The following is a 19,319-nucleotide window of genomic DNA, read 5'->3' on the forward strand; positions in this document are numbered from 1 at the left end:
AGGCCCGCCTTTCTCATGCTGAGCCTCAGCCAATTATCTCCCCCGCTGCCTGAGCAGGCAGACCAACGCACGTTGAAAGCCATCATTTTTGTCGTCGTGTAGCCGCAATAAGCCTCTCTCTCAGGCGCGCCCTGTCCGGCAAAGCAATGCCCCCCATGTCTGCCAGCCAGAGCCCGTCAGCCGCCAGCCGGGTGATCGCAAGCTGCAGATCGTTGTCGGTTTCATGGTGCCGCTCGACGCGTGCGTCGAACCATTGCGCCCATAAGGCTCGAAGTTTTGCATCCGTCAGCATCGAGATAGACAACGGAGCCCATGGCCCGGCAGCTACATCTTTTTCGGCGTCGAAAACCGACTCGACATAGGCTCTTGTGAAAGTGCCGTATGCCTCGGAATCGGCAGCGATGCGCGTATCTAGATCGCAGTCTATCGCTTCAAGCATGTCTTGAAACACAGCGTCGATAAGCGCCTGCTTGCTCGGAAAATGATGCATGAAGCCGCCCTTGGTGACGCCCGCCGCATCGGCGACGGCCTGAACGGTGACAGCCGCCAGCCCTTGCTCGACGGAAAGCTTCGCCGCTTCGTCCAGCAAGGCGCGCCTTACCAGTTCGGGCTGCTTCTTGCGGGTATAACCGCTTTCCCGATCCATCAGTGCGACACGCTGCCAGAGAAGACATTCATGACGACGACACCTGAAACGATAAGCGCAATGCCGATCAACGCTGCACCATCCAGCGTGAATCGGAACACGAACACACTGATAAGCGCAGTAAGCACGATGCCGAGCCCGCCCCAGATTGCATAGGCGACGCCCAGGGGGATGATTTTAAGCGCTTGCGAGAGGAAGAACAGCGACGCGCCGAAGCAGACCGCCATGGCAACGGTTGGCCACAGGCGGCTGAACTGCTCGGACTTCTGAAGCAGGGACGATCCGGTGACCTCGCAGACGATTGCGAGCGCGAGGGCACCATAGGCGACAAGAGCGGGATTCATGAAAAAACTCCAATTTTGAAAAGATACCATATGTTCGGTTTCTTTTGAAGTCAAGTACTCGACCGCCTTGCCTATGAACGTCATTTCCTCCCTCACGCGTGAATAAAAATCGCAGATTTCAAGAATTGTCCCAACGGCGAAATCCGGTTCGCCCCCATTAAGCGGTTAAAATTGTGCGTCCTTCGAGGCTCGTTTCACTCGCACTCAGGATGAGGGAGGCAGCGGATTTCAGAGGCTAAACCTTTGAAGTTGTGCTTTTATCACCCAACCTCCCTCATCCTGAGGTGCGAGCGAAGCGAGCCTCGAAGGACGCACTCAGCACCCACTTCCCTCATGCTGAGCCCGTCGAAGCACGCACCACCAACTCCCTCAACGTGGATAAAAACCTCAAATTCCAAAAACTTTATCCACCCCCATTTCCCTCGCTCCTATCATCTCCCCACTGTTCGAGCGGGAACCGGGTGCGCACCGGGTATCAGGTCGAACGGCGATGACCTCCCGCCAACAGCTACGGTAGCTGCGGGCTCCGAGGGGTGAGACATGTTCGACCGAAGGTCGGCAAAAAGCCAACGATTTGGCTTTTTGAGTGTTGAACGCCCGGAGCCATAGCGGAGGGCTGGGACAGGCCGGCGCGTTCAAGGTGCGTCATGGCGGGAAGTGACAAACCCCGTCAATGAAATGCCGGACAGCGTGCGGAGAAACCGCGGCGTCTCTCTCCTGCAGACCAATCGCAGGAAAAGAGCGTTGTGCCCGGCCAAATGGATAGTAGGTGAGGAGCGGTCCGCGTAGCGGACGGGAAGCCAACGATTTGGCTTTCCGAGCGAGGAACGACGGGCGGTGCGAGGTTCGCACCACCAACACACACTGATGAGCGAGCCCGCACCGCCCGTCTTCCCAACCACCATCGATCCGGCTTCGTTTGAAGTGCGGAAGCGATCCATCACGCCAAGGAAAACGCCAGATGCTGAAAACCGACAATCTTCCGCCCCTGCCCGGACGCCCGGAGCCGCTCAAGGATGTGCTTGAACAATTGATCCCGGTCATGGCCGATATTTTCACCGCGCCGGAGTTTCCGGTCAAAATCCTGATCGCGAATGTGCGCTACAAGGCCAATCAGGCAGGCTTCCACACGCAATGCCCGAAGCAGTCTTGCCGTCGCCGCAAATCCTGCTGTGCTGTCGAGGAAAACGACCCGCCCTGCGCCAAATTCCGGGACGACGACCATCGCGCCGCCCTGCATGACATGCGCTACGGCGTCTTCGCCTATTGGGCACAATTGACCGCAGACGCCGAACGCGAGCAGGACATGTTCCTGGGCGGCCTTCAGAAAAAAGCTCCCGAAGCCAACCAATAGCCCCCGCCGGATCGACGCCGTTAGAAGACCGTCGCGACAGGCAGTCCGAGCCCCATCGATCCGGCATAGGTCGCTTGCGGGCCTTGCTGCAACGGATGGAACCGCGCGCCCTGAATGTCGCGGAAATGCCGTTCCAGCCTGTTGCTGCGGTAGAAGCCCGCGCCTCCGGCCACTTCCATCGCCAGTTCCACGGCCTTGATCGCATGCTCCGCCACCAGCGCACGGCCGATCATCATCTCGTTGACGGTTTCAGCCGTGGCGCTCGTTCCTTCCGCTGTGGCGATCATATGCCGATGTGCAAGCTGCGCGGCGCGCAGGCTGGTTTCCATGCGTCCCGCAAGCTCGATCGTGTGCGGGCTTGGCGTCTTTTTGGTCGCGAGGCCGATTGCGATGTCGCGCGCGCTTTCGGCAACGCCCAGATAGGCCGAATAGATGAGCGGGAATGCGACAGTCGCGATGATCTGAAACACCGGATGCCATTCACCGGCAGTGCGCGAGAAGGAAACACCGGCATCGGGAATGAACAGATCCTCGATGACGACATCGTTGGAACCGGTTCCGCGCATGCCGAGTGTGCGCCACGTCTCGACGATCCGCACTTCCTTGGCCTTCATCGGCACGCCAAAATGGATCACCTTGGCCGGTTCCTCGCCTTCCAGAATGGCGCCCGTCATCAACAGGTCGCCAGCGTCGGCCCCCGAAGTGAATGCCTTGCGCGCCGTGATGCGATAGCCGCCCTCGACTTTCACAGCTTTGCCCGATCCGCCGATCCAGTCGGACCCGCCGCTCGAAAGCAGCATCAGCTTTTCGGCGGCAACGCGCTTCAAAAGCGGCTCCACCGCCGCGACCTTCTGGTTGCGCCAGCGCCACGCAGGAATGGCGACCTGATGCGTATGCATGGAAAAGGCGAGCGCGGTCGAGCCGCAGCTATGCGCGATCGCGCGCAGCATGGCGCAAAGCTCTGCGACTTCCGCGCCATGCCCGCCGAATTCGCGCGGGACTGCTGCTTCCAGAAGACCCGCATTTTTCAACGCTGCGATATTTTCCGAAACGAAGCGATCCTCGTCGTCGTGTTCGGCAGCACGCGCTGCAAACTCCGGCAGCAGACGCGTAACGATGTCCAGGATGCTTTCCGCATCGAGTTGATGAATTTTGTTTGCAATGCTCATGACGGCGTTCCCTTTGTTGTTATGGTTGAACGCTGTCATTGTGACCTCCGCACCGCTCCGGTCCAGTTCCAGAACTGTACTGCCCCGCCGCTTTTGCGGTTCATCCGCATAAGTGCTAAATTACGCCAATTATCGCTAAAGGTGCCCGGCAATGCTGGAACGCGGCGGCTACGGACAATTCTGCCCGGTTTCCATGGCGGCAGAGGTTTTCTGCTCGCGTTGGACGCCGCTAGTCGTTCGCGAACTTCTGGCAGGCACCACCCGCTTCAACGATCTGCGCCGCGGCGTGCCGCGCATGTCGCCCGCCTTGCTGTCGAAGCGTCTGAAGGAGCTCGAAAAGGCAGGCATCCTCTATGTCGAACGAAACGCCGGTACGATCGAATACCGTCTGACCGATGCAGGCGAGGATTTGCGCGAAATCGTCATGGGGCTTGGGTTTTGGGGAACGCGATGGGTGGAATCCCAGCTTTCGCTGCGCAATCTCGACCCTTCACTGCTGATGTGGGACATGCGCCGTCATTTGGTGATAGAGCCGTTCCCGCCGCGCCGCTGCACGATACAGTTTCAGTATCCCGATTTACCAAATGCGAAACAAAACTTCTGGCTGGTTGTCGAAAGCGGCACGGTAGACCTGTGCGGCTTCGATCCGGGCTTCGAAATCGACCTTCTGGTGCGCTCGCCGCTTCGAACGATGACGGCCATCTGGATGGGCATCGCGAAGATGCGCCAGGAAATCGACGCGGGAAATCTGGAGGTCAATGGCGACCCTTCCATTGCGGGTGCGATGCAGCAATGGCTGGGCCTCAGCCCGTTCGCTCACAAAAAGGCTTAAAAACGCCGGGCGTCACCGAACCCTCGATAACGCCCGGCGATCTCTCTGGACTAGCAGCGGTCCTCGTAGATCACGCGGAAGCCTGCAGCCTGCGCTTCGCAAGAATTGCCGAAGGTGCGCTGCGTGCCGCCGCGACGGGCGCAAACCGGCGCATATTGCTGGGTGCACATCTGCGGACCCGGCTCAGGGCGCGGCGGGCGCGTACCCGGGCCTCCCGGACCTGGACGCGGTGGACGCGGCCTGTCCCATCCGCCTCCGCCACCGCTATTGCCGCGGCATTCGCCGGGATAGGCGATATTGTAGCCTGCCCTGTCGGCTTCGCAGCCATTCGGGAATGTCTGCCTGTCACCGCGGCGCTGGCCGCACACGGGCGCATATTCGCGCGTACAGAATTCAGGCCCTGGTCGTCCCGGACCGGGGCCTGGTCCGATTGGACCCGGGCCTGGCCCCGGCTCAACCGTACAAGCGGAAACCGCCACCGCCATCAGAAAAACCGACGCGGAAATCTTGCCGAAACTTGGAATGCGCATTTGTCCTCTCCTTGCCACCCACGGGACAATAACACCGTTTTTGGATGTTTGATCCGGTTGGACGCCCAGCCAAAAGAAAAAATTGCGCAGAGCACGAAAACTCGCGTAAAACGCGTATGCGACAAACTGTCTTGCGAACTATATATTTCCATGCAATAAAATTAGAGCTCGGGCATTTGCTGACCCGGAGAACTGGAACGTTTTGGACGACCCTTTCCCCGAAACCGTGAATATCTGACAAACCCCGTTTTCTGGCGGGGGATTTTAGTATGCGCGAATGCATAAGCAGCAGGCAGAAATACGATCCACGAAAGCAGCGAGCTGAACGGATCGAAGAACAACGAAACGGGCGAAGGAGTTCACCCAGATGTCCCAGAGCGGAACCGTAAAATTCTTCAATGCAACCAAAGGCTTCGGCTTCATTACGCCTGACGATGGCGCGAAGGACGTCTTCGTGCACATTTCGGCGATCGAAGCTTCCGGGCTGCGCACGCTGGTCGATGGCCAGAAAGTGTCGTTCGACGTTGAGCCGGACCGCATGGGCAAAGGCCCGAAGGCGGTCAACCTCAGCGCGGAATAAGCTCCGCAGCGAACCTGCCCGCAGGACCGAGATTTAATGGCGCGGCCTTTCTGGCCGCGCCATTTTCATTTGCAGCCTGCCCCGATAGCTTCCAGCTATTGGCCCTAGGGCAGCATCGTCGAGTAAAACTAAGGTAGCGCACCGGCTGCGAGATCGCCTTGAAAGTTTCGCTTGCCCCCGGCGTTAAAATATGGACAAATTTCGGCTTCGGGCATTTGCCGGCCCGGAGACTGGAATGGCTTGTTCCATAAGAACTTTACAAGTTCTTTGGGAAGTCGCGATCAGCGGGAAGCAACTCCCGGCGCGATTACTGTTTCTTCTCCTCCAGTGAACGGCCGATATTGTGCGGGATATCGCCTATCACGCATGACATGGAGTGGAAGGGACTAAAGGAGTTTCCCATGCCGCAGACCGGCACCGTTAAATTCTTCAACCATGCCAAGGGGTTTGGCTTCATCACACCGGACGACGGTGAAAAGGACGTTTTCGTGCATATTTCGGCGGTTCAGGCATCCGGCCTGCCCGGTCTGGAAGATGGCCAGAAAGTTTCCTTCGAAACCGAACCGGACAAGCGCGGCAAGGGTCCCAAAGCGGTCAATCTTACCGTCGGCTGACAGCTCCTCTGGGCTAGCGCCAAAGCTCAGATCAGAACGAGTGTGCTCAGGCGCGCATTCTGGCAGGTATAAAGCCGCCTTTCAGGGCGTCACATGAGTTGACGCCCTCTTCCTCTATGTATCGGAACGAAACCACTCTCCCTCACGTTCATGAAACGGCCTTTCTTGAAGCGCATCTTCGTTCAGGTGCCGTTCAGGTGGGGCGTCCTAAAAATGCGATACACCGACCCGAAATTCTCTAAGGGCCGCGCGTGATGGAGACTAAGATGAACCGTTTTCTCAAGACCGCAGTTCTTTCGGCAGCAGTTGCCGCAACGACGCTGGCCGTCATTCCCGGAGCACAGGCGCGTGATCGTTGGCATCACCGCGATCGCGACCGTGGCGGCGAGATCGTAGCTGCGGGCGTCATTGGCCTGGCAACAGGTGCGCTGATTGCAGGCGCTGCAAATTCGCAGCCGCGATACTATTCGGCACCTCCGCCCCGTTATTACGAGCCGCAGGACAGCTACTATTACGATGATTCACCGCGCTACTACCGTCCTGCCCCGGTACGGCGCGTCGTGGTTCCTGCCTATACGGAAAGCTATGGCCTCGAGCCATGGAGCCCGGAATGGTATCGCTATTGCGAAAACCGTTACCGCAGCTTCGATCCGCGCTCAGGCACCTTCGTCGGCTATGACGGCGTACAGCGCTTCTGCGCCGCAAACTAAGCATATAATTTGAGAAAAAGGCGCTGCCGCATCGCGGCAGCGCCTTTTTCTTTTTGTGCTTATTCGTTGAGATACGGATTGGTCCGGCGTTCTTCGCCAAAACGACCACCCGGCCCATGCCCGCAGATGAAGCCTATTTCATCGCCGAGCGGCAACAGCTTTTCCTTGATCGAACGGATCAGCGTTGCATGATCGCCGCCCGGTAGATCGGTGCGGCCGACCGATCCTTGAAAAAGCACGTCGCCGACATGAGCGAAGCCCGCCTCGCGATTGTAGAAGACGACATGGCCCGGCGCATGGCCGGGGCAATGCAGAACTTCGAATTTGTGGTCGCCGAAGGATACCGTCTCGCCCTCGTTCAAAAACCGGTCCGGCACACAGTTTCGCACAACACCCGGTAGGCCGAAGCGCTGTGCCTGATTTTCCAGATTGTCGAGAAGCATCCGGTCCGCTTCGTGCGGTCCGATAATATCGATCCCGAGCTGATCCTTGAGATCCATCGCGCCACCGGCATGGTCGATATGCCCATGCGTCAGCCAGATCGCTTCTACGGTGATGCCGTTGCTTTCGAGCACTTCCGTAATGCGCTCAATGTCACCGCCCGGATCGATGACGACGCCTTTCTTGGTTTCCTCATCGAAAAGTATCGTGCAATTTTGCTGAAACGGCGTGACTGGAACGATGCCGGCATTCAAACGACCCATGATCTTCCTTTCTTGAAGCAGACACCGATTTAGGAAAGCCGGGCTTTGCTGTCCACCATCCAGAAAAACAAATGGGCGGCCAAAGGACCGCCCATCGCATAAATTGGAGTGTCGATTATCGTTTCATCGAGCTCATGATGGCGCCGACGATGCCCGTCAGGATCGCACCGCCACCGGCACCGCCGATCGCATTTGTCAAAAGGCTGCCCATCTGGCTGCCGGTGGCTGCCATGTCGGCTCCGCCCGTCGCACCGCCGAGCAAACTTCCAAGCAAAGCGCCGCCGCCGATACCGCCGATACCGCCTGCGAGCAATTTTGGAAGTTGGCCCATCGCGGCTGTTTTGAACGCCGCGCCGACGGCCTGTCCGCCTATAACACCAGTCACCACCTGTATAACAAGTTGAACGATAACACTCGTGTCCATCGGATTTCCCTCTCCGTTAGCGACCGGACCGAGCCGGCCGACAAGCAAGATGAAACTCCGTTCTGCAAGAAAGTCAAATGGCGGTGCTTAAAATAAAAGCGGGCGACATCTCTGCCGCCCGTTTCAGTTGCTTCTAATTTAACAGAAGAATTCTTATTCGGCGGCCATTGCATGCTTGGGGCGAACGGCCTGAGAATAGTCTTCCATAAGGGTTTTCGCGATTTCACCCACAGTGAAAGTATAGGGTCCGATCTCGGAAACAGGCGTAACTTCGGCTGCCGTTCCTGTCAGGAAGCATTGCTCGAAGCCTTCCATCTCTTCGGGAAGAATAGCGCGCTCGATTACTTCATAGCCACGAGCTTTTGCAAGATCGATGACGGTGCGGCGGGTGATTCCATCAAGGAAACAATCCGGCTTCGGCGTGTGGATCTTGCCGTCTTTCACGAAAAAGACGTTTGCGCCTGTGGCTTCTGCCACCTGACCACGCCAGTCGAGCATCAGCGCATCGGCATAACCCTTGGCTTCGGCAGCGTGCTTGGACAGCGTGCAGATCATATAGAGGCCGGCAGCCTTGGCCCGCGACGGCGCAGTGCGCGGATCGGGACGACGGTATTCAGCCATATCCAAGCGAATGCCCTTGAGCTTCTGCGCCGGGTCGAAATAGCTCGGCCACTGCCAGATTGCGATCGCCAGATTGATGCGGTTGCTCTGGGCCGCGACGCCCATCATCTCGCTGCCGCGCCACGCGACGGGACGTACATAGGCGTCCTGAAAGCCCTGCTTCTTCAGAAGCTCGCGGCAGGCGGCGTCGATCTCTGCCACGGAGTAAGGAATGGTGAAACCCAGAATGCGCGCTGATTCATGCAGGCGCTCAGTGTGCTCTGTCAGCTTGAAGATCTCGCCGCCATAGGCGCGCTCGCCTTCGAATACGGAGCTTGCATAATGCAGGCCGTGCGTCAGTACGTGGACCTTGGCGTCCGCCCATTTGACGAACTCGCCATTCATCCAGATAAAACCGTCCAGTTGATCAAAAGGAACGGATGCCATCATAACCTCCCGCGGTGTCATTTCCGCCGTCGTTTCGTGCCGTTTGTTGATGTGGCACGACAGATTTTCTGTCATGCAGCGTAGGCGGATAACAAATCCAAGGCAAACTCAGATAATTACGGAAAAACCGGCCCGAAATGGCCTTTTTGTTCGCAATCCGTCGAAAAGCTTGCCAAAAATTATCATTGGCCCCAAATTATGTCAACATCACTGACATAATTTACAGGACTCGCGAAAAACAGCATGAGCGACAAGGTTGGAAAAGGCGTGCAGCCCATAAAAACGCCTATAACGAACGAGGACGGGATCGATTTTTCGATCATTGAGCTCGTCTTCTTTGCCTATCGCGATTTTACGTCCGATCCCGACAAGATTTTGTCGGATTACGGTTTCGGCCGTGCGCACCACCGAATATTGCACTTTGTGAACAGAATGCCGGGCCTGACGGTTGCAGAGCTGCTCGATGTGTTGAAGATAACCAAGCAAAGCCTCGCAAGAGTGCTTAAACAATTGATCGATGGCGGCTATATCGTTCAGCTTCAAGGTCCGCGCGACCGAAGGCAGCGCGAGCTGTATCCGACCGCAAAGGGGCGTGAACTTGCACTCGATCTGGCGCGGCCACAGTCGCGCCGCATCCATGCGGCATTTGAGGGAATTGGGCACTCCGAACGTGAGAGCATAGCGGGCTTCTTGAAGGCAATGGTCGATCCGGAACTCAGGACACAGATCGACAAGCCGGGAAAGGCGACAGGAAACGAAGATGGAAACCAATGAGTTGACGGACAACCCGTCTGCACCTCTCGACGATGCGCCCCATCTTCTGGTCGTCGACGACGATACGCGCATCCGCAACCTGCTGAAGCAATATCTGAGCGAAAACGGCTTTCGCGTCACCGTTGCCGGTAATTCCGCGGAAGCGCGGCGCAAGCTGATCGGGCTCGATTTCGACCTTCTGATCGTCGATGTGATGATGCCGGGCGAAAACGGCGTCGATCTCACCAAATCGCTGCGCGCCGAAAAGGACGTACCGATCCTGATGCTGACCGCACTTTCCGAGACGGACAATCGCATTACGGGTCTGGAAGCGGGCGCGGACGATTATCTGCCCAAGCCGTTCGACCCGCGCGAACTTATCCTGCGCGTCAACAACATCCTTCGCCGTGGCGGCCCGGTCGCCGTGCCGAAGGTAGAGCAGATCGTTTTTGGCCCCTATACGTTCCAGATCGCCAAGCGCGAACTGAAAAGGGGCGGCGAACTGCTGAAGCTGACCGACCGCGAACAGGAAATTCTGGCGATTTTCGCAGAGCGTGCAGGCGAGACGATCCCGCGGCACGAACTGGTTTCGGGCGATACGGATGTCGGCGAACGCACGATCGACGTGCAGATAAATCGCCTTCGCCGCAAGATCGAACGCGACCCCTCCAACCCCGTATGGCTGCAGACGGTGCGCGGCATAGGCTATCGCCTCAGCGTCGAATAGAGCAGGCTGGCGTTTCGAACGCCGAACGGAAGGTGGATGGCAACAACTGATTTAAACGCGCCAAAGGAAAGCGGATTGGCGGAAGGGCAGACCCGCTCGGCTATCGCGCGGCAGTGGAAACGATTCTGGCGGCTTGTCGCGCTCTATATGCCCAAGCGCCTCTATGCGCGCTCGCTGATCATCATCATCACCCCGATGATCCTGCTGCAATCGGTGCTCGCCTTTGTCTTCATGGAGCGCCACTGGCAGACCGTGACGCTGCGTCTTTCACAGGCAGTGACGCGCGACATCGCTGCGATCATCGATATGATCGAGACCTATCCGCAGGACGACAATTACGCGAATGTGATCCGCATCGCGCAGGACAGATTAGCCCTCAAGATAGATATCCTGCCGTCCGACCCCCTGCCCGCGCCGGGGCCGAAACCGTTCTTTTCCATACTCGACCAGATCCTCTCGTCGGAAATCACCAAGCAGATCAACCGGCCCTTCTGGCTCGATACGGTCGGCAATTCCAACATCGTGGAAATCCGCGTCCAGCTCGACAAAAAGGTACTGCGTGTCTTTGCCCGCCGCAGCCAGGCCTATGCGTCGAACACGCATATCTTCCTGCTGTGGATGGTCGGCACGTCGCTCGTTCTCCTGATCATCGCGATTCCCTTCCTGCGCAACCAGATCAGGCCGATCCTGCAATTGGCGGAAGCCGCCGAGAGCTTCGGCAAGGGCCGCCCGATGCCGGAGGATTTCAGGCCGCGCGGCGCGGAGGAAGTACGGCGCGCAGGCTTTGCGTTCATTCAGATGCGCGAACGTATCGAACGCCAGATCGAGCAGCGCACGGCCATGCTGACCGGCGTCAGCCACGATCTCAGAACGATTCTCACCCGTTTCAAGCTTCAGCTTGCGCTAGCAGGGGGCTCGAAAGCCGGCATGCAGGCGCTGAACCACGACATCGACGACATGCAATCGATGCTGGAAGGCTACCTCGCCTTCACGCGCGGCGAAGCTTCCGAAGACACCGGCCTGTTCGACCTCAATGCCTATTTCCAGAAACTGTCGGATCAGGCCAAGCTTCAGGGCTGCAAACTGGAAACATCCCTGATCGGCTCGCCGGAAGTTCATGTGCGACCGAACGCATTCTCGCGGCTTCTGGCAAATCTGGTCGGAAACGCCTTCCGTTACGCACAATCGGTAAAAGTCGAGGCGGTGCACAGTGACGGCTCGCTTCTGGTGACGATCGACGATGACGGCCCGGGAATTCCAGCGGAAAAGCGCGAGGAAGTGTTCAAGCCATTCGTAAGGCTGGACGAAGCACGCAATCTCGATGCCAGCGGTACAGGACTTGGCCTTGCCATCGCCCGCGACATCGCGCGCAGCCATGGCGGCGATATTTCGCTGGAGGATAGCCCGATGGGGGGGCTACGGGCACGGATACGGGTTCCGGCTTAGGAACTCACCCCCTCACCGATTACCCTCCAACCACCGGAAAACCAGCGTTTCCTCTTCATCCAGCCCGGCAAGCGGTTTGCGGAACGAGCGGCGGGCTTTTGCCATTTCGTCCGGCAGCGCGCCCTGCGACCAGCGGTCCAGCACATTGGGATGAATGTAGCATTTGCGACAGACGGCGCGTGTATTGCCAAGGCGCGTTGCGACCTTGTCGATCACGGCATTCATCACACGCGCGGTTTCGTGCTTCGTCTCAGGCAGAGGCGTGGCGGAAAACAGCGTCGCGGCATTGATCGTGCCGCCCCATGTGCGGAAATGCTTGGAGCTGAAATCGGCATTCGTCGCCTCGCGAATATACTCGTTCACATCCTGCGAACGCACCATGCGGCGCGCGCCATCCTCATCCAGATATTGAAACAGATGCTGGCCCGGAATGTCCTGAATGCTTTTCAGGATGCGCGCGATGCGCCGGTCGACCAGCTTCAGATTCCACTCCTTGCCGGACTTTCCCTTGAAGGCGAACCGCAATTTCGAGCCTTCGACGGTCAGATGCCGGTCACGCAAGGTGGTCAGCCCGAAACTCTTATTGTCGCGGGCGTAAGCGGCGTTGCCGACGCGGATCATCGTGTTGTCGAGCAGCCAGACGATGGACGCCAGCACACGCTCGCGCGGCAGACCTTGCCGCCGCAGATCGGCATCGATCCTGTCGCGCAGGCTGGGCAGAGCCTCGGCAAATTCCGGCAGGCTGGAATATTTCACCTCATCGCGGCAGGCCGACCAGCGCGGATGATAGCGATATTGCTTGCGCCCGCGAACGTCCCTGCCCGTCGCCTGCAGATGCCCATCCGGGTCCGGTGAAATCCAGACATCTGTCCAGGCAGGCGGGATAACGAGACTTTTGATGCGCGCGATGGATTTTGCATCCACCTTCGAGCCATTCGGCCCGCGATACGAAAACCCCTTGCCCGCACGCTTGCGCGAAATACCCGGCTCCAGATCGTTCGCATGAACCAGCGACGCGCTTTTGGCCGACGCTTGCGCGTCGGGCCGTTCAGTTTTCAGAGTTTTTCGGGACGGACGATCCAGCACGCAACGCTCCACCACTCGGATGGACAATAAGCTGCGGATTGCCTGCTGGTTCCGTTTGCTCCTAATGGCGGATCAGAAAAGACGCCCGCCGTCCGGCACCTTGCGCTCGATGGCGCCCAGCACGACATCGCCTTCCTCGTCGGGAAAGCCCAGCGTCAGCACTTCCGACATGAACTTGCCGATCTGGCGCGGCGGGAAATTGACCACCGCGAAAACCTGCCGCCCGACCAGCGTTTCCGGCGAATAGTATTTCGTGATCTGCGCCGAAGACTTCTTCACGCCGATCGAGCCGCCGAAATCGATCTTCAGCTTGAAGGCCGGTTTGCGCGCTTCCGGGTAAGGCTCCACCTCGACGATTGTGCCTGCGCGGATGTCGACCTTGTCGAAATCCGCAAATGTGATCTCTGGCTTTCTTTCGGAAGAAGACATGATGGATCAGGCGTTCCCGAAAGTCTCAAAAAGCACGCTTGCCAGCGCATCCTTGGCCGAGGTTCCCGACCAGACGACGAACTGAAACGCCTGGAAATAGCATTCGCAGGCTTCGAGCGCGCTCGACAGCAACACTTCGACCTGCTGGCTCGTCGGCTCCACGCCGCCTGCCAGAAGCAGCGACTGGCGGAACATGATCGCGCCTTCCTGCTCCCACAGGTCGAAATGACCGAACAGCATCTGCTCGTTGATCTGCGACAGCAGGCGCATCACTTCAAGGGTGCGATTTTCCGGCACCTTGATGTCGAAGGCGCAAGCCAGATGCAGCGCTTCGAAATCTTCCATCCAGGAGAAGGAGACGTGATAATCGGTCCAGTTGCCTGCGACGGAAATCGAAATCTCGTCATCGCCGGCGCGTTCGAACGACCACTCATTGTTGTGAGCGACCTGCTCGATCACGTCCACCGGATGGATTTCGCGAGAATATTCGAGTTCGAGAAGTTCCATGAAAAATTCCTGACGTTCTGGGAGCGCCACCGCAGGCTCCCCGGAAACGCATGCACGCAAACTTTAGGCGACCGACAGGAGGCGAGGCGCAACACACCCCGAACTCGGACCCCGCCGTCCGGCGACATGACCCGGTTCCGAATCATGCAACAAATTCAGTCTATTGATGCAGAGTCGCGTGAACAGCCCCTTTTTGGTTCAGGGCCAAATCGCATGTGGACAGAGCTTACCGCAGAGATTCACGCGAATGCGGTAAGCGATTCACGACAAAGCGCTTTTTCGTGCAGCACCTTGTGGAAAAAATTCTTGTTATTTTTTGGTTTTGGGCTTCGCAGCGGACGTTGCGGAAGCTTTCGGCGCGCTTGTGCCGGACAATTCGGCAATACGTGCCTCTAAAGTCTCGATGCGCGCGAGCAGTTCCTTGTTCTCCGCACGCGCCCGAAGGGCGATGTCGCGCGCGACGTCAAACTCTTCACGCTTGACCACATCCATCGAGTTCAGGACCTTTTCGGCCTGTCCCTTGACGGCGGTTTCGACTTCGCGGCGCACGCCCTGGGCGGCCCCTGCTGCGTCTGTCATCAGCTTGGCGAATTCATCGAGAATGCGATTTGGTCCGGTCGACATGGCAAAACCTCGCTCGTTTCATTCGAGGTAATGGCGTATGGGCGCGAATGCAAGCTGCATCGTCGCCGCAGCGCCTTGACCGCGCCCCAAGCCTGCCGCATGTTCCGCCCGCTGTAAAAGGCCATGCCGCCATATCAATCGTTCGAGGCACCTGAATTGACCGACTATCTGCTTCTGCCGCTGGCGGCGTTGCCCTTTCCCAATATCGACCCTGTGATCGTGCAGATCGGCCCGCTCGCCATCCATTGGTATGGGCTGGCCTATATCGTCGGCATCCTGTTCGCGTGGTGGTACGGCAAGCGCCTGGTGACGAACTCCGCGCTCTGGCGCAACAAAACCTTGCCGATGAAGCCGGAAGACCTCGACGATTTCATCGTCTGGGCCGCCGTCGGCGTCGTGCTTGGCGGACGCATCGGCTACATTCTGTTCTACGATCTCGCGCGCTACATTCAGAATCCGCTCGATATATTCGCGGTCTGGCAGGGCGGCATGTCGTTCCATGGCGGCTTTGCCGGAACGACGATCGCGATGATTCTGTTCGCACGCTCGCGCGGCGTCAAGGTCTGGAGCATGTTCGACGTGATCGCTGCTGGCGCGCCTGTCGGGCTGGGGCTGGTGCGCAGCACGAATTTCATCAATTCCGAGCTCTGGGGCCGCGTTACCGATGTGCCATGGGCATTCGAATTCCCGACTGGCGGGCCGTTTCTGCGCCATCCGAGCCAGCTTTATGAGGCAGCGCTCGAAGGGCTCGTTCTGTTCATCATCCTGCGAATTCTGACCCACACGCTGTTCAAGCTGAAAGCGCCGGGCTTCGTCGCCGGAGCCTTCGTGGCAGGCTATGGCGCGTCACGCATCTTCGTCGAATTCTTCCGCGAACCCGATCCGCAGCTCGGCTATCTGCTGGGCGGCTGGCTGACGATGGGCATGGTGCTTTCCGTGCCTATGGTTCTGGTCGGGATATGGGCGATGCTGCGCGCAAACCGTGCCGCGAAGGCGCTGGCGGGATGACACCGCTCAACGAGCGGATAAGGGCGCAAGTCGCCACGGAAGGCCCTATGACGGTCGCCGACTATATGGCGCTGTGCCTGTTCCACCCGCAGCTTGGCTATTACACGACCCGCGAACCCTTCGGCGCGGCTGGCGATTTCACGACCGCGCCGGAAATCAGCCAGATGTTCGGCGAATTGATAGGTGCATGGCTGGCCAGCGCGTGGCTGGATGCCGAACGCCCGATGCCTGTGACCGTTGCCGAGATTGGCCCCGGTCGTGGCACGCTGATGAAGGACATCTTGCGGGTGTTGCAAAGGCTCGACCGCGACCTGTTTAGCAGCGCTCATTTCGCGATGATCGAAACCAGCTCGCGCCTGACGGAAATCCAGAAAGAAACGCTTTCAGGCATCGACGCCAATGTGGTTTGGCAAAATTCCATCGAAACCCTGCCGGATTTTCCGCTTTTCATCATCGGAAACGAGCTTTTCGACGCGATTCCGATGCGGCAATTCGTATTTTCAGGCGGAAAATGGAAGGAACGGGTCGTCGGGCTGGACGAAAATGGCGCGTTGCGGTTTGCGGCAGGTGCCGGTTCGCTCGACCCGGCATTGCTTCCGGCCGATGCAGACAAAGCTGAAGACGGCGCGATTTTCGAGATAGCGCCTGCCCGCAACAACCTCATGAGTGGCATTGCAGAGCGCATTGCAAGATCCGGCGGCGCTGGCCTGTTCATCGATTATGGCTACCGCGAAACGGCACTCGGCGACACGTTTCAGGCGCTTCGCAAACATGACTATGAGGATGTTCTCGCCTCGCCCGGTGAAGCCGATTTGACCAGCCATGTCGATTTTTCCATGCTCGCGACCAGCGCTGAAGCACAGGGTCTTGCCACGAAACTGACCACGCAGGGTGAGTTCCTGCTCTCCATGGGCCTTCTGGAAAGAGCCGGTGCGCTTGGCGCGAATGCCGATGAAGCAACGCGCGAAAGGCTGCGTGGTGAAGTCGAGCGCCTCGCCGGACCAGACGCCATGGGCGAGCTTTTCAAGGTGCTTGAGATTTCCCGAAAGTCTCGATGAACCAGCAGCATGATCCCGATCCGGGATTGACGAGAGACGGTCGGCTGTTTCACTGTTACCAGTTCCGAGGTCGCATTCGGCCTTGACGAGACGGCTCCCGCAGAGAACAAGGCACATATGTCAGAACAATCCAGACCGGAGCCTGTCCGATCATCCCTGCTCGACCACGCGAGCGCAAACGGTATCAGACACGGCTATTTCACACGCACGGGCGGCGTTTCCAAAGGCATCTATGAAGGGCTGAATATCGGCGTCGGCTCCGATGACGATCAGGAACTTGTGCGGGAAAACCGCAGCCGCGTTGCCGAATGGATGGGCGTAAAGCCCGGTGCGCTGCTCAGCCTTTATCAGGTTCATTCGCCCGACGTGGTGATCGCCCGCGAACCGTTTTCGGGCGAACGCCCCAAGGCGGACGCGCTGGTGACGGACAGGCCAGGACTGGCGCTCGGCTCGTCGAGTGCCGATTGCGGGCCGGTCCTTTTTGCCGATGCGCAAGCGCGTGTGATAGGTGCAGCTCACGCCGGATGGAAAGGCGCCTTCACCGGCGTTCTCGAAAACACGATTTCCGCGATGGAAAGCATCGGCGCGAAGCGCGACAACATCTTCGCCGTGCTCGGCCCTTCGATAAGCGCGAAGAATTACGAGGTGGGGCCTGAATTCGTCGCGCGTTTCATCGAGGCGGATGCAGGCAATGATGCGTATTTCTCGCCTTCATCGAATGCCGGGCATTCGATGTTCGACCTGAACACCTATACGGTGGACCGGCTGCGGGCGGCAGGTGTGACGGCGGAATGCCTGAACCGCTGCACCTATGAGGAAGAGGCGCTTTTCTATTCCTACCGGCGCACCACGCACCGCAAGGAACCCGATTATGGACGACAAATCTCGGCAATCGTGTTGGAGAATATTTGATGGCGCTGCATTTTGAACGCTCCGAATTTGACGCAAGACGCGACCGGCTGATCATTGAAATGGCCGAGCGCAAGCTCGACGCGATCCTGCTTTTCGCGCAGGAAAGCATGTACTGGCTGACCGGCTACGACACGTTCGGCTTCTGCTTCTTCCAGTGCCTGGTGATGAAGGCGGACGGCTCGATGATCCTGCTGACGCGTTCCGCCGATCTGCGGCAGGCGCGCCACACCTCCACCATCGACAATATCGTGGTCTGGACCGACCGCGCCGACGCCAACCCGACGACCGATCTGCGCAATCTGCTGAACGATCTCGACCTTCTCGGTGCACGTATCGGCGTCGAATACGACACGCACGGCCTGACCGCCTTCAACGGCAGGCGGCTTGACGAGCAGTTGCATTCATTCGGCCAGATCGTCGATGCGTCCGGCATTGTCGGACGTCTGCGTCTGTTCAAAAGCCCGGCCGAAATCGCCAAGGCGGAGAAGGCGGCAAGCCTTTCCGACGATGCGCTGGAAGCGGCATTGCCGCTCATCAAGCAGGGCGGCGACGAGGCAAAAATACTGGCAGCGATGCAGGGCGCTATCTTCGCGGGCGGCGGCGATTATCCCGCCAACGAATTCATCATCGGCTCCGGTGTGGACGCACTGCTTTGCCGGTATAAATCGGGCCGCCGCAAGCTCACCAAGAACGACCAGTTGACGCTGGAATGGGCGGGCGTGTTCAACCATTACCATGCGCCGATGATGCGCACGGTTTTGACCGGCAAGGCCTCCAAGCGCCATCAGGAATTGTTCGAAGCCGCACGCGATGCGCTAATCGCCGTCGAAAAGGCGATGACCTCCGACAATACATTCGGCGACGTGTTCGACGCCCACGCCCGCACGATGGAAGCGCACGGCCTGACCAAGCATCGGTTGAATGCATGCGGTTATTCGGTCGGCGCGCGCTTCACGCCATCATGGATGGATATGCCGATGTTCTTCCAGGGCAATGCCGAGCCCATCGCACCGAACATGACGCTTTTCGCCCATATGATCATCATGGATTCGGAAACGGAAACCGCGATGACACTGGGTCGTACATATCTGACCACGGAATCGGAGCCGAAATCGCTTTCACGCCTTGATCTCGACTTGATCGTGAAGTGATAGAAAAAATAGGGACAGGTTGCGGAGTAAGCCCGCGTTTTTGGGAGACCTGCTTTATGAAAAATTTGCGTTTCACGGCGATTTCCCTGATCGCCGCGACTGCCCTGTCTGCATGCACGAGCACGCAGGATGTGCTGGATCCGGCAGCGATCGAGCCGCCGGGAACCGCAGCGGCAACGCCATCGGCTAATCCCGGCACGTCGAACGCACCGGCCAATGCGGTTGCCAAGCGCGCGCGCATTCAGATAGCGCCGATCATCGGTGCGTCTGCCGAGGCCGCAACGCCCCTCACCGCCCGGCTGGTGACAAAGGCGCGCGAACGCGGCCTGACGGTTTTCGGCAGCGCTGAAAGCAGCACTGCGACCCATAGTCTGAAAGGCTATTTCTCGGTTTTCTCGGAAGATAACGAAACGACGGTCATCTATGTCTGGGACATTTACGACCCTGCAGGAACGCGTCTGCACCGTATAAACGGCCAGCAAAAGATGCAGGCAAGCCCGACTCCCGGCTGGCCGGGCGTGCCTGCCTCGGAGATGGAAACGATCGCCGACAGCACGGTCGATCAGCTCGTCACATGGCTCTCGTCACAGACCGGATGATCGCCCGCACACAGGTTTCTTCAGGAATCGAGCCATCAATGCTTGCATTACCGGCTCATCCCGCT

At 58.6% G+C, this 19,319-nt stretch carries 24 protein-coding genes; 13 read left to right on the forward strand and 11 right to left on the reverse strand.

Translation table 11 applies throughout. The annotated features are described in order from the left end of the window. Positions 1-82 precede the first annotated feature (82 nt). Together ABFT80_RS22260 and ABFT80_RS22265 are read right to left on the reverse strand one after the other, a co-directional pair. On the reverse strand, positions 83-646 hold the full coding sequence (locus tag ABFT80_RS22260; RefSeq protein WP_347974152.1) for a TetR/AcrR family transcriptional regulator: 564 nt from the start codon (positions 644-646) through the stop codon (positions 83-85). Then, a complete protein-coding gene (locus ABFT80_RS22265) occupies positions 646-990 on the reverse strand; it encodes a DMT family transporter (RefSeq protein WP_347974153.1) in 345 nt (114 codons plus the stop codon). The genes ABFT80_RS22260 and ABFT80_RS22265 overlap by 1 nt, the downstream gene beginning before the upstream one ends. 961 nt (positions 991-1,951) lie before the next feature. Here ABFT80_RS22265 and ABFT80_RS22270 point away from each other — a divergent pair. Beyond that, the gene (locus tag ABFT80_RS22270; RefSeq protein WP_347974154.1) at positions 1,952-2,344 is read left to right on the forward strand and encodes a hypothetical protein; all 393 of its coding nucleotides are present in this window, start codon (positions 1,952-1,954) and stop codon (positions 2,342-2,344) included. Positions 2,345-2,364: 20 nt separating this feature from the next. Here the strand turns inward: ABFT80_RS22270 and ABFT80_RS22275 are convergent, their stop codons facing one another. After that, the gene (locus ABFT80_RS22275) at positions 2,365-3,513 is read right to left on the reverse strand and encodes an acyl-CoA dehydrogenase family protein (RefSeq protein WP_347974155.1); all 1,149 of its coding nucleotides are present in this window, start codon (positions 3,511-3,513) and stop codon (positions 2,365-2,367) included. A gap of 151 nt (positions 3,514-3,664) precedes the next feature. Between ABFT80_RS22275 and ABFT80_RS22280 the strand changes: the two genes are divergently transcribed. Continuing rightward, positions 3,665-4,345: a winged helix-turn-helix transcriptional regulator gene (locus ABFT80_RS22280; protein ID WP_347974156.1), complete on the forward strand. Its 681-nt coding sequence runs from the start codon at positions 3,665-3,667 to the stop codon at positions 4,343-4,345. Positions 4,346-4,395: 50 nt separating this feature from the next. Here ABFT80_RS22280 and ABFT80_RS22285 read toward each other — a convergent pair whose 3' ends face one another. Further along, complete coding sequence (locus ABFT80_RS22285) at positions 4,396-4,875, reverse strand: Kazal-type serine protease inhibitor domain-containing protein (protein WP_347974157.1); 480 nt, start codon at positions 4,873-4,875, stop codon at positions 4,396-4,398. 367 nt (positions 4,876-5,242) lie between these two features. Here ABFT80_RS22285 and ABFT80_RS22290 point away from each other — a divergent pair, with 367 nt between their 5' ends. The 3 genes from ABFT80_RS22290 to ABFT80_RS22300 all read left to right on the forward strand — a co-directional run bounded on the left by ABFT80_RS22290 (position 5,243) and on the right by ABFT80_RS22300 (position 6,779). Continuing rightward, entirely contained in the window at positions 5,243-5,455 is a 213-nt protein-coding gene (locus ABFT80_RS22290) for a cold-shock protein (protein ID WP_347974158.1), read from the forward strand. Between the two features lie 401 nt (positions 5,456-5,856). After that, a complete protein-coding gene (locus ABFT80_RS22295; protein ID WP_347974159.1) occupies positions 5,857-6,069 on the forward strand; it encodes a cold-shock protein in 213 nt (70 codons plus the stop codon). A gap of 266 nt (positions 6,070-6,335) precedes the next feature. Further along, positions 6,336-6,779 (forward strand): BA14K family protein, encoded by a 444-nt coding sequence (locus ABFT80_RS22300; protein WP_347974160.1) that lies wholly within the window; start codon positions 6,336-6,338, stop codon positions 6,777-6,779. 59 nt (positions 6,780-6,838) lie between these two features. Here the strand turns inward: ABFT80_RS22300 and ABFT80_RS22305 are convergent, their stop codons facing one another. The 3 genes from ABFT80_RS22305 to ABFT80_RS22315 form a co-directional block, all read right to left on the reverse strand. Next, on the reverse strand, positions 6,839-7,483 hold the full coding sequence (locus ABFT80_RS22305; RefSeq protein WP_347974161.1) for an MBL fold metallo-hydrolase: 645 nt from the start codon (positions 7,481-7,483) through the stop codon (positions 6,839-6,841). Between the two features lie 115 nt (positions 7,484-7,598). Continuing rightward, positions 7,599-7,907, reverse strand: a complete 309-nt coding sequence (locus ABFT80_RS22310; RefSeq protein WP_347974162.1) for a hypothetical protein — start codon at positions 7,905-7,907, stop codon at positions 7,599-7,601. 153 nt (positions 7,908-8,060) lie between these two features. Continuing rightward, positions 8,061-8,954, reverse strand: a complete 894-nt coding sequence (locus ABFT80_RS22315) for a branched-chain amino acid aminotransferase (protein WP_347974274.1) — start codon at positions 8,952-8,954, stop codon at positions 8,061-8,063. Positions 8,955-9,197: 243 nt separating this feature from the next. On the opposite strand from ABFT80_RS22315, the gene ABFT80_RS22320 reads away from it, so the two are divergent. Genes ABFT80_RS22320 through ABFT80_RS22330 form a run of 3 tightly spaced genes read left to right on the forward strand, consistent with a single transcriptional unit; the run spans position 9,198 to position 11,880 of the window. Next, positions 9,198-9,728, forward strand: coding sequence for a MarR family winged helix-turn-helix transcriptional regulator (locus ABFT80_RS22320; protein WP_347974163.1), 531 nt, complete (start codon positions 9,198-9,200; stop codon positions 9,726-9,728). Then, the gene (locus tag ABFT80_RS22325) at positions 9,715-10,434 is read left to right on the forward strand and encodes a response regulator transcription factor (protein ID WP_347974164.1); all 720 of its coding nucleotides are present in this window, start codon (positions 9,715-9,717) and stop codon (positions 10,432-10,434) included. The genes ABFT80_RS22320 and ABFT80_RS22325 overlap by 14 nt, the downstream gene beginning before the upstream one ends. Positions 10,435-10,470: 36 nt before the next feature. Then, entirely contained in the window at positions 10,471-11,880 is a 1,410-nt protein-coding gene (locus ABFT80_RS22330) for an ATP-binding protein (protein WP_347974165.1), read from the forward strand. 12 nt (positions 11,881-11,892) lie between these two features. Here ABFT80_RS22330 and ABFT80_RS22335 read toward each other — a convergent pair whose 3' ends face one another. From ABFT80_RS22335 to ABFT80_RS22350, 4 genes are all read right to left on the reverse strand, one after another. After that, complete coding sequence (locus tag ABFT80_RS22335; RefSeq protein WP_347974166.1) at positions 11,893-12,966, reverse strand: DNA topoisomerase IB; 1,074 nt, start codon at positions 12,964-12,966, stop codon at positions 11,893-11,895. 72 nt (positions 12,967-13,038) lie between these two features. After that, positions 13,039-13,398 (reverse strand): tRNA-binding protein, encoded by a 360-nt coding sequence (locus ABFT80_RS22340; RefSeq protein ID WP_347974275.1) that lies wholly within the window; start codon positions 13,396-13,398, stop codon positions 13,039-13,041. Positions 13,399-13,401: 3 nt separating this feature from the next. Beyond that, positions 13,402-13,902 (reverse strand): type III secretion system chaperone family protein, encoded by a 501-nt coding sequence (locus ABFT80_RS22345; protein ID WP_347974167.1) that lies wholly within the window; start codon positions 13,900-13,902, stop codon positions 13,402-13,404. A gap of 309 nt (positions 13,903-14,211) precedes the next feature. Next, entirely contained in the window at positions 14,212-14,526 is a 315-nt protein-coding gene (locus tag ABFT80_RS22350) for an accessory factor UbiK family protein (RefSeq protein ID WP_347974168.1), read from the reverse strand. Positions 14,527-14,682: 156 nt separating this feature from the next. On the opposite strand from ABFT80_RS22350, the gene lgt reads away from it, so the two are divergent. The 5 genes from lgt to ABFT80_RS22375 all read left to right on the forward strand — a co-directional run bounded on the left by lgt (position 14,683) and on the right by ABFT80_RS22375 (position 19,254). Next, positions 14,683-15,534: a prolipoprotein diacylglyceryl transferase gene (gene lgt / locus ABFT80_RS22355; RefSeq protein ID WP_347974276.1), complete on the forward strand. Its 852-nt coding sequence runs from the start codon at positions 14,683-14,685 to the stop codon at positions 15,532-15,534. Beyond that, complete coding sequence (locus tag ABFT80_RS22360; RefSeq protein ID WP_347974169.1) at positions 15,531-16,592, forward strand: class I SAM-dependent methyltransferase; 1,062 nt, start codon at positions 15,531-15,533, stop codon at positions 16,590-16,592. Before lgt ends, ABFT80_RS22360 begins: the two co-directional genes overlap by 4 nt. A gap of 117 nt (positions 16,593-16,709) precedes the next feature. Further along, a complete protein-coding gene (gene pgeF / locus ABFT80_RS22365) occupies positions 16,710-17,504 on the forward strand; it encodes a peptidoglycan editing factor PgeF (protein ID WP_347974170.1) in 795 nt (264 codons plus the stop codon). Further along, a complete protein-coding gene (locus tag ABFT80_RS22370; RefSeq protein ID WP_347974171.1) occupies positions 17,504-18,655 on the forward strand; it encodes a M24 family metallopeptidase in 1,152 nt (383 codons plus the stop codon). The genes pgeF and ABFT80_RS22370 overlap by 1 nt, the downstream gene beginning before the upstream one ends. Positions 18,656-18,711: 56 nt before the next feature. Beyond that, positions 18,712-19,254, forward strand: a complete 543-nt coding sequence (locus ABFT80_RS22375; protein ID WP_347974172.1) for a hypothetical protein — start codon at positions 18,712-18,714, stop codon at positions 19,252-19,254. Positions 19,255-19,319: the final 65 nt, after the last annotated feature.

Source organism: Foliimonas ilicis (genome assembly GCF_039939195.1).
Classification (GTDB): Bacteria; Pseudomonadota; Alphaproteobacteria; order Rhizobiales; family Rhizobiaceae; genus Foliimonas; species Foliimonas ilicis.